The organism is Sphingomicrobium sp. XHP0239, assembly GCF_039555325.1.
Taxonomy (GTDB): domain Bacteria; phylum Pseudomonadota; class Alphaproteobacteria; order Sphingomonadales; family Sphingomonadaceae; genus Sphingomicrobium; species Sphingomicrobium maritimum.
The window spans coordinates 2,039,544-2,052,661 of record NZ_CP154608.1; the positions used below are offsets into that span (position 1 = coordinate 2,039,544).

Here is a 13,118-nt window from a genome sequence, read left to right on the forward strand (position 1 = left end):
ACACGCCCCCGCTACATCGGCCCCATGATCCTCGCCATCTTCCAAATCATCTCCTACGCGCTGACGATCCTGTTCTGGATCATCATCGCGCAGGTCATCATCTCCTGGCTGTTCGTGTTCCGGATCCTCGATCCGTACAACCGCATCGTCGCGTCGATCGTCGAATTTCTCGAACGGGTCACCCACCCCATCTATCGACCGATCCGCAAGGTCCTGCCCGATTTCGGCGGCATCGACCTGTCGCCGATGGTCGTGATCTTCGCCATCATCATCCTTCGCGACATGATCCTGCCGGGCATCCTGCTCGAAATCGGTCCGACGATCCGACGATGAGCGCGACCCGCATCGACGGCAAGGCGGAGGCGGCGAAGGTCCGCGCCCGCGTCGGTGAAGGCGTCGCCGATTTCCGCGCCCGGACAGGCCGGGCACCGGGATTGCACGTCGTTCTCGTCGGAGAGGATCCGGCCAGCAGCGTCTATGTCCGGTCCAAGGAAAAGGCGACGCGCGAGGCGGGGATGGAGGGCGAGGTTCATCGCCTTCCCGCCGACACTTCGCAGTCCGACCTGCTGGCGCTCGTCGAAAGGCTCAACGGCGACGATCGGGTGGACGGCATCCTCGTCCAGCTTCCCCTTCCCGGCGACATCGACGAGAGCGACGTGCTCGACGCGATCGATCCCGCCAAGGACGTCGACGGTTTCCACGTCGTCAACGCGGGCCGGTTGGCGGTCGGCAAGGACGCGCTGGTCCCCTGCACTCCCTACGGCTGCCTGCACCTGCTCAAGCAGCGGCACGGCGATCTGTCGGGGCTGCACGCGGTGGTGATCGGACGTTCGAACATCGTCGGCAAGCCGATGGCGCAATTGCTGCTTGCGGAGAATGCGACGGTTACCATCGCGCACAGCCGCACGAAGGATCTGCCCGCGCTGGCCCGCACCGCCGACATCCTCGTCGCGGCCGTGGGGCGCCCGGAAATGGTGAAGGCCGACTGGATCAAGCCGGGCGCGACGGTCATCGACGTCGGGATCAATCGCCTCGAGCCCTCGGAACCGGGCGAGAAGGGCAGGCTGGTCGGCGATGTCGCGTTCGAGGAAGCGGCGGAGAAGGCCGACGCCATTACCCCCGTTCCGGGCGGCGTCGGGCCCATGACCATCGCCATGCTGCTCGCGAACACGCTGCGCGCCGCGCACGCCCGCGAGGGGCTGGAGCCGCCCACCTATGAAGGCTGAGCCATGATCGAGCTGTTCGGAAGCGCCTTCGTCACGCTGTTCGTGATCATCGATCCGCCCGGCAATGCGCCGATCTTCGCGGGGCTGACGCGCGACGCCACCGCCGCCGCACGGCGCCGCATGGCGTTCCGGGCGGTCATCGTCGCGTGGTGCATCCTCATCTTCTTCGCCTTCCTCGGCGAGGCATTGCTCTCCGCACTGGGGATCAGCCTGGCCGCCTTCCGCATCGCGGGGGGCATCATGCTGTTCATCATCGCGCTGGACATGGTGTTCGAGAAGCGCACCGAGCGGCGCGAGAAGCGTGCCGACGAACTGGAAGGCACCCCCGAGGCCGAGGACGTCAGCATCTTCCCGATGGCCATTCCCATGATCGCGGGACCCGGCACCATCGCGGCGATGCTGCTGTTCATGGCCAATGCGACGGGCCCCGACGAGGTGATGGTCATCCTCGGCGCGATGACGCTGGTCATCCTCCTCACGCTGGGGGCGCTGCTGTCCGCGGGGCCGCTGATGAAGCTGTTGGGCGCGAAGGTCGAAGCGATGATCACGCGGCTACTGGGCGTCATTCTCGCCGCGCTGGCCGCGCAATTCGTGATCGACGGCATCGCCCAGAGCCTGATTACCTCACTGCAAACAGCCTGAACGGCAATCCTTCGTATCCCGGCTCCTCGACCAGCCAGTCGGGCGCATCGCCGGCGATCAGCCGCGCCTCGAGGCTGCCCTCGCCGCTGACCGGCGGGCGGCCGATGTCGTTACAGACGAAGACATAATCGGCGCCGAGGCCGCGCACCGTCCGTTCCGCCGCCGCCTCTTCCGCATCGGAAGATTCGAACGCCGAAATGACGTAGCCGATCGCTTCGTCGTTGCGGTGGTAGGGACCCACGATCACGCGGTGGTGCGTCGTGGCCAGCAATCGCGGGCCGAGATCCACCGGCGCGAACAGCGTCGAGGGCGCGATGCGATCGAGCGTCGCGAGCACCTGTTCCTCACGGCAGACGGGCGCGTCGGCTTCCGCCTGCGCCCGTGCGGCTTCGGCCTTGCTCTCCTCGATCCGGTTCTTGGGGGACGAACTGGCGAGGATCAGCCACAGGATGTTGAGCCCTGCCATCAGGGAAAGGACGGTCCCGAGCACGCGGATCAGCGCACTTCCCGATGCCAGCGCCCGCGGCACGATCAGCGTCACGAAGGCGGCAGCGCCGACGAGGCTCAGCGCCTGCGCCGCTGTTCCCGCGCGAAGCTGCCAGAAGGTCAGCGCGGCCATCACCGCCGTCGGCACCGCGACGATCAGCAGCCGCCGCCGCCGTTCGGCATCCTTCGGCCACCAGAACCATCCCGCGACGAAGCCGACCAGCCCGACAGCGACCGGCCCCAGCGTCCGAATGGCGGTCGACACGCTATGTTCGTGAAGGCCGCGCGCTTCCGACACGCGGTTGAGCCACAGGTCCGCCACCGCCGGATCGACCCCTTCCAGCCGCGAAAGGCAATGCGGAAACGCCAGCGCGTGCGTCGCGGCAAGGACCGCGCCGGCCGCCGCCGCCAGCCCGAGACGTGCTTGCCATTTTGCGGGCGAGGCGATCGCGAGCAGCACCGCCAGCGCGCCCGCCAGGACCATGTCGCTGGTCCAGACGGGGCTGAGGACGTCGCACATCAACGCGCGGTTCGCCTCGGACGCGAAGCCGAGGAACATCACCCCGCATCCCAGAGCCAGGCTGGCGCCGTAGCTGGCCATGCGCCGCGCCTCGTCGGGCCGCCAGACCCAGCCGAGCACGATGCCCGCGCCGACCAGCGCCATTGGGATCATCATTTCCAGTCCGATGCCGAGTGACAGCGCCGTCGCGATCCCCGCGACGATCCCGCCCCGCCGTTTTTCGGGATCGACCGCGCCCGCCATGACGAACGCGAGCGCCGCGACCTGCCAGTTGTGATGGTCGATCCGCAGCGGCCAGAAGGTCGCGGCCACGAGGCTGGCGAAGATGGCGGCGATGCCGACCAGCGGCGCGCTTCTGGGGCCCACCAGCCGCCGTGCGGTCAGCCCGAGCCCGATCAACGCCACGAACATCGCGAGAAGCGGTGCCAGCATGACCGCGACCCGTTCCGCGACGGCCGTGCCGACGAACGGTTCGAACAACAGGATGAGGCCCGCGATCGGCAGGTCGACAAGACGCGACCAGTGCAGATTGCCCGCGACCATCCTTTTCTGTTCGAGATCGAACCAGCCCTGACCCGCCAGCCAGTCGCGCACCTGTACCATGCGCAAATTGTCGTCGGTATCGCGCAGCCCTAGTTCGATGATCGGTTCCAGCGACAGGAAGATCGCGATGTTCGCGAACAGCAGCCACACGAACAGCATCACCGCGATCCAGCGTCGCTCGAGCAAGGCCGACAGCCGTTCCAGCACTTCTTCATTCCCCCCAGTCGCGTCGTGCCCCTTCATGCGCAGCGCCGCGTCTCGGCACAAGCCGCGAAAAGGCGCCCATTCGTTTACGACCTGTTTACCATGACGGTGCAAAACCTGATTGCATCGGGTAAGGACGGGCGAACGGGGCAATCATGGTAGCGGCAGTGCGACACGGTTTGGACAGGATCGAGCCCGAACGCCGCGCCGTGCTGGCCCAGGTCGCGCGCTATGCGGTCGCGGGGTTCGGGATCACGGTGATGTTCTCCGTCGCCTACTGGGTGGTGGCGCAGCTCGTCGATCCCAACCTGGCGCTGGCGCTCGTCTTCATCGTCTTCAATTTCCTGAGCTATGCGGTGCACGGCCGCTACAGTTTCGCGGGCCACGGGGGCCGCGATCGTCCGGGGCGGCGCAACGCGCGTTTCCTGACCGTCAACCTGGCGGGATTCGCCCTCAACCAGTTCTGGGTGTGGTGGCTGGTCAAGGAAATCGGCGGGGCGACCTGGTGGCCGATCGTCCCGTTCCTGTTCGTTACGCCCTGGCTCACCTTCGCTCTCCACCGCAAATGGGTTTACGCATGAACGACATGACCGCGCTGCGGCGCCCCGAACTCACGCTTCTGCTTCCGGTGAAGGACGAGGAAGAGGCAATTCCGGCGTTCCTCGCCGCGATGATCCCGGTGCTCGAGCAACTCGACGACCCGGCCGCCAACAGTTTCGAGATCCTGTTCATCGACGACGGCTCCACCGACGGAACGATGAGGCTGATCCGCGAAGCGCATACATGCGACCCGCGGATCCGGGGGATTTCGCTCAGCCGCAATTTCGGCAAGGAAGCGGCGCTGTCGGCGGGGATCGACCATTCATCGGGCAATGCCGTCATCCCCTACGACGTCGACATGCAGGATCCCCCCTCCGCGATCGCGCCCATGCTCGCGGCTTGGCGCGAGGGGCATGACGTCGTCGTCGGCGTGCGCACCAACCGCGAAACCGACGGGTGGCTCAAGCGCGCGACCGCAGGCGCCTATTACCGCACGCACAATGCGCTTTCGAAGGACAAGATCCCCGAACATGCGGGCGATTTCCGCCTGCTCGACCGCAAGGTGGTCGAGGTGCTGAAGGCGCTTCCCGAACGGAACCGCTTCATGAAGGGCCTGTTCGGCTGGGCGGGGTTCAAGACCACTACGGTCGGCTATCGCCGCGAGGAACGGCAGGCGGGCACCACCAAATTCGGCTTCTGGAAGCTGTGGACGTTGGCGCTCGACGGAATCACCTCGGCATCGACGGTGCCGCTTCGCGTCTGGTCCTACGTCGGTGCGTTGATCGCGCTCGGCACGCTGGTATTCGCGGCGTTCGTCATCCTCCAGACGATGATCACCGGTGTCGACGTACCCGGCTATGCCAGCATCATGGTCGCCGTCCTGTTCCTGGGGTCTGTGCAGCTGATCAGCCTCGGCATCCTCGGCGAATATGTCGGGCGTATCCTGACCGAAACCAAGCAGCGCCCGCTTTATATCGTGCGCGAAAACCTAGGAGGCGAATGATGGATCGCGCCGTATTTGACCGCATGGCGGAAACCGACCAGGACCATTGGTGGTTCGAGGCCCGCCGCGACATCCTCGACACGTTTCTTGTCCGCAAGGCCGCGCTCCCGGCCGATGCACGCATCCTCGAGGTCGGAGCAGGCACGGGGCACAATTTCCCGATGCTGGAAAAACATGGCCGGGTGGACGCGGTCGAACTGGACGCGCCCGCCCGCGCGCTGGCGTCGCAGCGTCTCGGCCGCGAGGTGATCGACGCGGCGCTGCCCGAACTGACCGGCATCGACGACGATGCCTACGAGATGGTCGCGCTGCTCGACGTGCTCGAGCATGTCGAGGACGACCGCGCCGCGCTCGAAGGGCTGCAACGCGTGGTCAAGCCCGGCGGCTTGCTGCTCCTCACCGTGCCCGCCTATCAGTGGATGTGGTCGCACCATGACGAGGCGCATCACCATTTCCGCCGCTATAATCGCGCCCGGCTCGACGCGCTGGCAAGTGCGCACGGATGGCGACGACGTCATTCGAGCTATTTCAACAGCCACCTGTTTCCGCCGATCGCGGCCGCCCGATTGCTGGGCAAGGTCACGAAGAACGAGAGCGCCGACGACGCCGTGCCGCCGGGACCCGTGAACGGACTGCTCCGCATGGTCTTCGGCGCCGAGCAGGCCTGGGTCGGGCGAGTGCCGATGCCCTTCGGCGTATCGATCCTCGGCCTCTACGAAAGCGTCGGCTAGGGCACGTTCGCTATCAGAACCGCCACCAGCACGTCGTCCCCCATTTGAAGCGCCGAGAGATAGAGGCGCGACTGCCACCAGGCTTCCGGCAAGGCGCTGGCGGGCCTTGCGGCGGTCATGCCGGGTCGAGCCCTCGGTACCGGGCTTCGGCCTCGGCCATATAATCGCGGGTGATCGGCAAAGCGCGGCGATCCTTGATGTACTGGACCTGATAGTTGCAGGCCCCGCCGTCCTCGAACATCACGATGCCGCCCGCCAGATAGTAGAGCCACAGCTGGTAGAAACGCTCGTCGTACATCGCAACGATCTCGTCGCGGTGGGCCTCGGTCCGTTCGAGCCAGTGACGCAGCGTATGGGCATAGTGGAGGCGCAGCGTTTCCACGTCGCTGGTGATCAGGCGCGCCTTTTCGCTCGCCACCGTCATCTGCGACAGGCTGGGAAGGTGATAGCCGGGGAAGATGTATTTGTCGGTGAACGGGTCGGGTCCCGATGCCTGACCATATTTGCCGATCGTGTGGAGCAGCATGACCCCGTCATCGGCCAGTAGATCGCGGCACTTGCGATAGAAAAGCTCGTAATGCGCCTCGCCGACATGTTCGAACATGCCGACCGACACGATCCGGTCGAACGGTCCTTCGAGCGAGCGATAGTCCATCAGCCGAAAACGCACCTTGTCGGCAAAGCCCGCCGCCTCGGCCTTGGCCCGCGCATAGTCGAGTTGCTGGCGCGACAGGGTCACGCCCGTCACCTCCACCCCCGCGACCTGGTGGAGATAGATGGCGAGCCCGCCCCATCCCGATCCGATGTCGAGCACATGGTCTCCGGGGCGAAGGTGCAGCTTGGCAGCGATATGGGCGAGCTTGTCGGCCTGGATCTGTTCGAGCCCGTGCGCGGGATCGGTGACGTAGCCGCAGCTGTATTGCCGTCGCCGATCGAGGAACAGCGCGTAGAGATCGTTGCCGATATCGTAGTGATGCGCGACATTCTTGCGACTGGTCACGGGATTGTTGCGGCGAAGCCAGCGCTGCGCCTGCTTGACCGCATTGGACCGGGCGAACGGCGTCGCGCCGAGACCGCCATCCTCCCAGCGGTTGGACTTCTGCACGATTTCCAGAAGATCGAGGATCGAGCCGTCCTCGATGACCAGCCGCCCGTCCATGAAGCTCTCGCCGAGCGCGAGCCGCGGATTGCGCGCGATGTCGCCGATCACCCTGCCGCCGGCCAATCGGACGCGGAGCGAGCGCGAACCCGATCCCAGGGTCTCCTCGGACCCGTCGGGTTTCACCAGCGTGATCCGTCCCGCGGTGAGGTGCTTGTCGGCAAGTTTCTTGAGTAGTGACACTGGAAGTTCCCCTTGCGCACTTTCTGACAAGGCCGTCCCTCTGGTGCAAGCGCGCGAAATACTCTATGTCGTATAGCCGACATTAACCGCATAGGGGGCGGTCATGGGGGAGAGCAGGACGACCGGCGCTGCGCCGGTCACATCGGCCGAGCGCATCGGCGAAATGGACGTACTCCGCGGATTCGCGCTTCTCGGGGTGTTGATCGCCAACATCGTGTGGTGGAACGCGCCTCCCCTTTCACGATCACCGAGGAGCAGATGGCCGGGTATTTTTCCGACCCGGTGCAGGGCAGCGTCCTGTTCGGAATCGAGTGGCTCGTGTCAGACAAGGCCAATACGTTGTTCGCCTTGCTCTTCGGGATCGGTTTCTGGGTGCAGATGCAGCGCCTCGAAGCGCGGGGGGCGGACTTCGAGGCAACCTACCTGCGCCGCCTGACCGTCTTGCTTGGCCTCGGTGTCGCGCACCTCTTCCTGTTCTGGCCCTGGGACATTCTCCACATGTACGCGGCGATGGGCTTCCTGCTGTTCGCGATGCGCAGGATTTCGGCGAAGTCGATGCTATTGATCGGGGTGCCGCTGGCGCTCCTCGCACGACCGGTCGCCGTTTGGCTGATCGAGGCATTCGAACTCGATGCCGCGGGCAAAGCCACTGTTCTAAGCCAGGCCGGCATCCTCGAGCGACAGGCGGTGTTCGATGGTGGCACCTATACCCAATGGGTCGAGCAGGTGTTCCAGCTGCACTGGCTCGAATATTTCTCGACCGGTCTTGTTCTCGGCTGGCTCGGCTATGTCCTCGGTCGCTTCCTGGTGGGCGCCTGGATCGCGCGGCAGGGATGGCTTCAGCGCACCGGCGAGTTGCTCCCGCAGATCCGCAAGATCTGCATTATCGCCCTGCCGGTCGGCCTCGCACTCGAGCTCATCTACACGATGATGGATTTCGAGATAGTGCCGAAGATCTTCGGCCTCACCCCGGCCATTCACGCCATCGGCGTACCGATCCTCGACCTCGGTTATGCGACCGGGTTGATCCTTCTGTTCAACAAGGCGAGCACGTCTTGGCTGCCCAAGCTGTTCGCGCCGGTCGGACGCATGGCGCTCACCAACTACATCATACAGAGCGTGCTCTATTTCTGGCTATTGTACGGGATCGCCGGAGGGTTTTCGATGGTCGGGGACCTGATGCCGAGCCAGACCCTCTCGATCGCGCTGATCTTCTTCGCCCTCCAGATCGTCTTCAGCATCCTGTGGCTGCGGGCCTTCCGTTATGGCCCCCTCGAATGGCTGTGGCGCGCCGCGACCTACGGAGAATTTCCCAGAATACGTCGTGACCTTGGGGTGGCCTCTCAGCCCGCCTGACCGGCCGCCGCCTCGCGATCGAGCTGGGCGCGGGACTTCTTCTCCGCCGCGGTCTTGAGCTGACCGCATGCCGCATCGATGTCGCGCCCGCGGGGCGTACGGACGGGCGCGGAAATACCGCCTTCGAACACGATGTCCGAAAAGGCCTTCACCCGCTCGGGCGTCGAACATTCGTAGGGCGCGCCCTCCCACGGATTGAAGGGGATGAGGTTGACCTTCGCGGGCAGCTTGTAGTGCTTCAGAAGCCGCACCAGCTCGCGCGCATCGTCATCGCTGTCGTTCTTGTCCTTGAGCATGACATATTCGAACGTGATACGCCGCGCATTGTTCGCGCCGGGATAGGCGGCGCACGCTTCCAGCAGCTGCTCGATCCCGTATTTCCGGTTGAGAGGCACGATCTCGTCGCGCACCTCCTTGGTCACGGCATGGAGCGAGACGGCGAGATTGACGCCGATCTCTTCACCGCATTTCTCCATCATCGGGACCACGCCCGAGGTCGAAAGCGTGATGCGGCGCTTCGACAGCCCCAGCCCGTCGCCGTCCATCACGATCTTCAGCGCCTGACCGACATTGTCGAAATTGTAGAGCGGTTCGCCCATCCCCATCATCACGATATTGGTAAGGAGGCGCCCGTCGGGACGGCTCGGCCATTCGCCCAGCGTATCGCGCGCCAGCATGACCTGCCCGACGATCTCGTAGGGTTCGAGGTTGCGAACCAGCCGCATCGTGCCGGTGTGGCAGAAGGTGCAGTTGAGCGTGCAACCCACCTGGCTCGACACGCACAAGGTGCCGCGGTCGGCGTCGGGGATGAACACCATCTCGAAATCGTGGCCGTCGTGGGTGCGGAGCAGCCATTTGCGCGTGCCGTCGGTCGATACCTGCGCCTCGACCACGTCGGGGCGGCGGATCGTGAAATGCTCTTCCAGCCACGGGCGCTGCGCCTTGGCAATGTCGGTCATTTCATCGAACGTCGTCGCGCCGCGGTTGTAGATCCAGTGCCAGATCTGCTTGGCGCGCAGCTTCGCCTGCTTCTCGGCCATTCCCGCGTCGGTCAGCGCGGCGCGCAGTTCGTCCTTGGGCAGCCCGACGAGGTTGGGCCGGCCCCCGTCATCGGGCGCAGTGCGTCCTCCCGCGACCACGGGATCGGTATTGCCGGCGATCGGCATCAAGGAGGTGTCGGCGCTCATGGATGCTGGCCATCTAGTGGAGAGGCCACGCTTTTTCCAGTCCTATCGTGCACGGGCGCCCGTGCATCCGGCCGCCGCCGCATCGATCGCGGCGGGGACGCCGCCCAGGGGATAATAGTCGGTGAAGCGTGCGCCCGACCGGCTGCGCGCGGTGACCCGCATCCGGGCGCCCGTCCGCAAGGCCGCGATGATGGCGCGCGTCTGCGCGGCGTCGGCCCACGCGCCGTAGCCCTCGCCCGACAAGACGAAGGGCGTGTCGTCGATCTGAAGCTGCACCGACTGGCCTTCGCGCACCGCACGGCGAAGATTGACGTGCAGCAGCGGCGCGCGGCCGCTCGCGAAGGTGAATCGCATCATCGGCTGACGCTCGCGCTGGCTGTCGGGCAGGACGCGCCATGCGCGCCCGCGCGCCTCGCAACGTCCGTCGGCAAGCGCGAACGCGGCCCAGCGCTCGTCTCCGCCAAGATAGGCTGGCGGTGCCATTGCAAGCGAGAAGGCGACCAGTGCGATCATCGCCTCTTCCTACGGGCTGGCGAGCGGACGGACCAATACTTTCCGCCGGATCGGTGACGGGACGGCCATTTCGTTCGATCACAAAGCCGATTGCTTTCCCGATTACGTTCATTATGGATGAAAGCGCTCGGACAGGACGCCTCGGGGGAGGCGCATGGGGGTTCGAGTCATCATCCACTTCTTCGCTGAAACGGGCGCGCGATGAGCGCGTTTCTGCCGACCATCGCACAGGAACTGGCGCTGTTCGCTGCGGTCGGGCTCCTCCTGTTCGCGCTCGACGACCTGCTCGTCGATATCCTGTATTTCACGCGCCGCCTGTGGCGCTACGCAACCGTCTATCGACGCTATCCCCGCGCGTTCGGAGATCGGATGACACCGCCCAAGGAACCGGGGTGGATGGCGGTGTTCATTCCCGCATGGGACGAACATCGCGTCATCGCCGACATGCTGATGACCACGCTCGCCCGGTTCGGCAATCGCGACTATAAGCTGTTCGTCGGTCATTATCCCAACGATCCGCGCACCGGCCGCGCCATCGCCAGCGTCGAGGACTGGCGCGTCATTCCGGTCGAGCTGCCCCATGACGGCCCGACGACCAAGGCAGACTGTCTCAACCACCTCTACGCCGCGCTGCTCGAGGAGGAGCGCGCGTCGGCCAGTTTCGCCAAGGCGGTCATCCTCCACGACGCGGAGGATCTCGTTCATCCCTTCGAATTGCCACTGTTCGATGCGCTGATCGAACGGGCGGGGGCGGTACAGCTTCCGGTCGTCCCGCTGATCGATCCGCGCTCGACCTGGATCGGCGGTCATTATTGCGACGAGTTCGCGGAGAGCCACGGCAAGGAGCTGGTCGTGCGCGAAGCGGTCGGTGCCGCCGTGCCGCTCGCGGGGGTGGCCTGTGCGATCCGGCGCGATGCGCTCGCCGATATCGCCGCCACCCAGAAGGGCCGTCCGTTCGACGCCGACAGCCAGACCGAGGATTACGAACTCGGCCTGCGCATCGGCCAGACGGGCGAGCGGACGATCTTCGTGCGCATTCCCGCGATTCCCGGATCGGGCGACATGGTCGCCAGCCGGGGGCATTTCCCGAGCACGCTCAATACCGCCATTCGCCAGAAAGCCCGCTGGATCGGCGGCATCGCCTTCGCGGGGTGGAGCCGATTGGGGTGGCAGGGCAGCTGGGGCGAGACGTGGTGGCGGATGCGCGACCGTCGCGGTCCGCTCGCCGCGATGCTTTTGCTCGCGGGCTATACGGCCCTGCTGCTGTGGAGCCAGCTATGGATTGCGGCGCAGCTGGGCGCGCCCGTGATGCCCGAGGTCTCCCCGCTGCTCGGCAATCTGCTGATCGTCAACGCGTTGCTGCTCGGATGGCGCGTCCTGATGCGTGCGCTGTTCACGACCATGACCTACGGGCCGGTACAGGGACTGCTGTCGATCCCGCGCCTCGTCGTCGGCAACGTCATCGCCATCTTCGCCAGCTGGCGCGCGTTGCGACTGCATCTCAGCCGCCGTCCCGCCCGATGGGACAAGACCGACCATGTCTTCCCCGAGCCCGCCGCGCAATGAGCCCCGCCGTCCGCTTCCTCTCGCTGGTGGTCGTCGGCTGGGCGGGGGTTCGTCTCCTCGCCGCCGAATTTCTCGAAACCGGCGCCCTGTTCGAGGATGCCGGATCGGAACAAGTCGCAGCAGCCTCCGCTCCCGCTCCGGCCTCTGCCGACCATGCCCGCGTATCGCGCCCCGCAGACAGTCAGCCGCCCGTTTCCGAATATCGGGAGGCGCAGGCCGCGCCAGACGGCTGGCCTCCCGGCGCGATCATGACGCCCTATGGCATGCTCATCCCCTACGGCGCGGCGATGCCCGCCCCCGGCGGACCGGGCACGATGTCTGCTGCTTCGATGATGGCACCTCCGCCGCGCTATCGCGAACGGATCGTCGACGTGCCGCGCTACCGGTATCGCACCATCGACGTTCCGGTCCCCCATTACCTTCAAGCCTCCGGTCGCCCGCCCGAACAGTTGATCGGATATCGATTGGCCGACGGCAGTCCGGTCTTTGCCGCCGCCCCGACGGGACGCGACGCTCCCGTGCCAGAAGCGGCATCGACGGTGTCGATATCGGCGGCACAAGTCCTGCCGCCCCCCGTCGCGGCACCGCGACCTGAGGGCGCGCTGCCGGACCGCTGGCAACTGTCGGCATGGTCGTTCCTGCGCGACGCCTTGGGGGGGCGGGGAGGCACCGCGGGTCTGGCCCCCGCTTCGACACTGGGCGGCGACCAGTCGGGCGTGCGTCTGCTCTACAATCACGATCAAAACTGGGGACTGGCCGCGCGTTATAGCAGTGCGACCGGCAGCGTCGCGGGCGACGAGGTCGCGCTCGGGCTGCGCTATCGCCCGGTTCCGCGCTGGCCGCTCGCCTTCACTCTCGAACGACGCGAGGCATTGTCCTCGGGTCCGGCTGCGCGCTCGGCCTTTGCCGCCTTTCTGGAAACCGGCATCAGCGGCGAACCGATGCCCGCGCGTTTCCGGCTCGACGCCTACGCGCAGGCGGGCGCGGTCGGGATCGAGGACCCCGACTGGTTCATCGACGGCGCCGCCACCGCCACCCGCCGGCTGTATGGTCCGTTGCGGGGTGGCGTGGGGCTGTGGGGGGCTGCGCAGCGCGGCGCAACGCGCCTCGACGTCGGCCCGCGCGTCTCGCTGCCGCTGCACAAACGGATCCGGCTCCACGCGGACTATCGGGCCCGTGTCGCGGGCGATGCCGCTCCGGGCAGCGGACCGACGTTGACGATCGCCGCCGACCTATAGGGCGGGCCGTGGCCAATCGCT

Annotated in this window: 14 protein-coding genes; 9 read left to right on the forward strand and 5 right to left on the reverse strand. The window is 66.1% G+C overall.

What is annotated here, in order from left to right:
* The first annotated feature begins 24 nt into the window (after positions 1-24).
* The 3 genes from WJT74_RS10280 to WJT74_RS10290 are packed head-to-tail and all read left to right on the forward strand — an operon-like array spanning position 25 to position 1,868.
* Positions 25-333 carry a YggT family protein gene (locus WJT74_RS10280; protein WP_343344466.1) on the forward strand — a complete coding sequence of 103 codons (309 nt, stop codon included), beginning with the start codon at positions 25-27 and terminating at the stop codon, positions 331-333.
* Entirely contained in the window at positions 330-1,226 is an 897-nt protein-coding gene (gene folD / locus WJT74_RS10285; RefSeq protein ID WP_343344469.1) for a bifunctional methylenetetrahydrofolate dehydrogenase/methenyltetrahydrofolate cyclohydrolase FolD, read from the forward strand. The genes WJT74_RS10280 and folD overlap by 4 nt, the downstream gene beginning before the upstream one ends.
* A 3-nt stretch (positions 1,227-1,229) precedes the next feature.
* A complete protein-coding gene (locus tag WJT74_RS10290; protein WP_343344472.1) occupies positions 1,230-1,868 on the forward strand; it encodes a MarC family protein in 639 nt (212 codons plus the stop codon).
* Here the strand turns inward: WJT74_RS10290 and WJT74_RS10295 are convergent.
* Complete coding sequence (locus WJT74_RS10295) at positions 1,846-3,660, reverse strand: AcrB/AcrD/AcrF family protein (RefSeq protein WP_343344475.1); 1,815 nt, start codon at positions 3,658-3,660, stop codon at positions 1,846-1,848. The two genes, WJT74_RS10290 and WJT74_RS10295, sit on opposite strands and share 23 nt — an antisense overlap.
* Before the next feature lie 116 nt (positions 3,661-3,776).
* Here WJT74_RS10295 and WJT74_RS10300 point away from each other — a divergent pair, with 116 nt between their 5' ends.
* Genes WJT74_RS10300 through WJT74_RS10310 form a run of 3 tightly spaced genes read left to right on the forward strand, consistent with a single transcriptional unit; the run spans position 3,777 to position 5,895 of the window.
* Positions 3,777-4,202, forward strand: coding sequence for a GtrA family protein (locus WJT74_RS10300; protein ID WP_343344478.1), 426 nt, complete (start codon positions 3,777-3,779; stop codon positions 4,200-4,202).
* Positions 4,199-5,164: a glycosyltransferase family 2 protein gene (locus WJT74_RS10305; protein WP_343344481.1), complete on the forward strand. Its 966-nt coding sequence runs from the start codon at positions 4,199-4,201 to the stop codon at positions 5,162-5,164. Before WJT74_RS10300 ends, WJT74_RS10305 begins: the two co-directional genes overlap by 4 nt.
* A complete protein-coding gene (locus WJT74_RS10310; protein WP_343344484.1) occupies positions 5,161-5,895 on the forward strand; it encodes a class I SAM-dependent methyltransferase in 735 nt (244 codons plus the stop codon). The genes WJT74_RS10305 and WJT74_RS10310 overlap by 4 nt, the downstream gene beginning before the upstream one ends.
* On the opposite strand, the gene WJT74_RS10315 is transcribed toward WJT74_RS10310, so the two are convergent.
* Positions 5,892-6,014 carry a hypothetical protein gene (locus WJT74_RS10315; protein ID WP_343344487.1) on the reverse strand — a complete coding sequence of 41 codons (123 nt, stop codon included), beginning with the start codon at positions 6,012-6,014 and terminating at the stop codon, positions 5,892-5,894. The two genes, WJT74_RS10310 and WJT74_RS10315, sit on opposite strands and share 4 nt — an antisense overlap.
* The gene (locus WJT74_RS10320) at positions 6,011-7,237 is read right to left on the reverse strand and encodes a cyclopropane-fatty-acyl-phospholipid synthase family protein (RefSeq protein WP_343344490.1); all 1,227 of its coding nucleotides are present in this window, start codon (positions 7,235-7,237) and stop codon (positions 6,011-6,013) included. The genes WJT74_RS10315 and WJT74_RS10320 overlap by 4 nt, the downstream gene beginning before the upstream one ends.
* Positions 7,238-7,456: 219 nt before the next feature.
* Between WJT74_RS10320 and WJT74_RS10325 the strand changes: the two genes are divergently transcribed.
* Complete coding sequence (locus tag WJT74_RS10325) at positions 7,457-8,593, forward strand: DUF418 domain-containing protein (RefSeq protein ID WP_343344492.1); 1,137 nt, start codon at positions 7,457-7,459, stop codon at positions 8,591-8,593.
* Here the strand turns inward: WJT74_RS10325 and rlmN are convergent.
* Positions 8,581-9,780, reverse strand: coding sequence for a 23S rRNA (adenine(2503)-C(2))-methyltransferase RlmN (gene rlmN / locus WJT74_RS10330; RefSeq protein ID WP_343344494.1), 1,200 nt, complete (start codon positions 9,778-9,780; stop codon positions 8,581-8,583). The two genes, WJT74_RS10325 and rlmN, sit on opposite strands and share 13 nt — an antisense overlap.
* Before the next feature lie 42 nt (positions 9,781-9,822).
* A complete protein-coding gene (locus WJT74_RS10335) occupies positions 9,823-10,293 on the reverse strand; it encodes an invasion associated locus B family protein (protein WP_343344497.1) in 471 nt (156 codons plus the stop codon).
* 201 nt (positions 10,294-10,494) lie between these two features.
* On the opposite strand from WJT74_RS10335, the gene WJT74_RS10340 reads away from it, so the two are divergent.
* Together WJT74_RS10340 and WJT74_RS10345 are read left to right on the forward strand one after the other, a co-directional pair.
* A complete protein-coding gene (locus tag WJT74_RS10340) occupies positions 10,495-11,859 on the forward strand; it encodes a glycosyl transferase family protein (RefSeq protein WP_343344499.1) in 1,365 nt (454 codons plus the stop codon).
* On the forward strand, positions 11,856-13,097 hold the full coding sequence (locus tag WJT74_RS10345) for a hypothetical protein (protein ID WP_343344502.1): 1,242 nt from the start codon (positions 11,856-11,858) through the stop codon (positions 13,095-13,097). Before WJT74_RS10340 ends, WJT74_RS10345 begins: the two co-directional genes overlap by 4 nt.
* The last annotated feature ends 21 nt before the right edge of the window (positions 13,098-13,118 follow it).

Excerpts from the sequence above, each read along its gene's own strand:
- WJT74_RS10280 (WP_343344466.1), top strand. The coding sequence starts at position 25 with ATGATCCTCGCCATCTTCCAAATCATCTCCTACGCGCTGACGATCCTG.
- folD (WP_343344469.1), top strand. The coding sequence starts at position 330 with ATGAGCGCGACCCGCATCGACGGCAAGGCGGAGGCGGCGAAGGTCCGC.
- WJT74_RS10290 (WP_343344472.1), top strand. The coding sequence starts at position 1,230 with ATGATCGAGCTGTTCGGAAGCGCCTTCGTCACGCTGTTCGTGATCATC.
- WJT74_RS10295 (WP_343344475.1), bottom strand. The coding sequence starts at position 3,660 with ATGAAGGGGCACGACGCGACTGGGGGGAATGAAGAAGTGCTGGAACGG.
- WJT74_RS10300 (WP_343344478.1), top strand. The coding sequence starts at position 3,777 with ATGGTAGCGGCAGTGCGACACGGTTTGGACAGGATCGAGCCCGAACGC.
- WJT74_RS10305 (WP_343344481.1), top strand. The coding sequence starts at position 4,199 with ATGAACGACATGACCGCGCTGCGGCGCCCCGAACTCACGCTTCTGCTT.
- WJT74_RS10310 (WP_343344484.1), top strand. The coding sequence starts at position 5,161 with ATGATGGATCGCGCCGTATTTGACCGCATGGCGGAAACCGACCAGGAC.
- WJT74_RS10315 (WP_343344487.1), bottom strand. The coding sequence starts at position 6,014 with ATGACCGCCGCAAGGCCCGCCAGCGCCTTGCCGGAAGCCTGGTGGCAG.
- rlmN (WP_343344494.1), bottom strand. The coding sequence starts at position 9,780 with ATGAGCGCCGACACCTCCTTGATGCCGATCGCCGGCAATACCGATCCC.
- WJT74_RS10335 (WP_343344497.1), bottom strand. The coding sequence starts at position 10,293 with ATGATCGCACTGGTCGCCTTCTCGCTTGCAATGGCACCGCCAGCCTAT.
- WJT74_RS10340 (WP_343344499.1), top strand. The coding sequence starts at position 10,495 with ATGAGCGCGTTTCTGCCGACCATCGCACAGGAACTGGCGCTGTTCGCT.
- WJT74_RS10345 (WP_343344502.1), top strand. The coding sequence starts at position 11,856 with ATGAGCCCCGCCGTCCGCTTCCTCTCGCTGGTGGTCGTCGGCTGGGCG.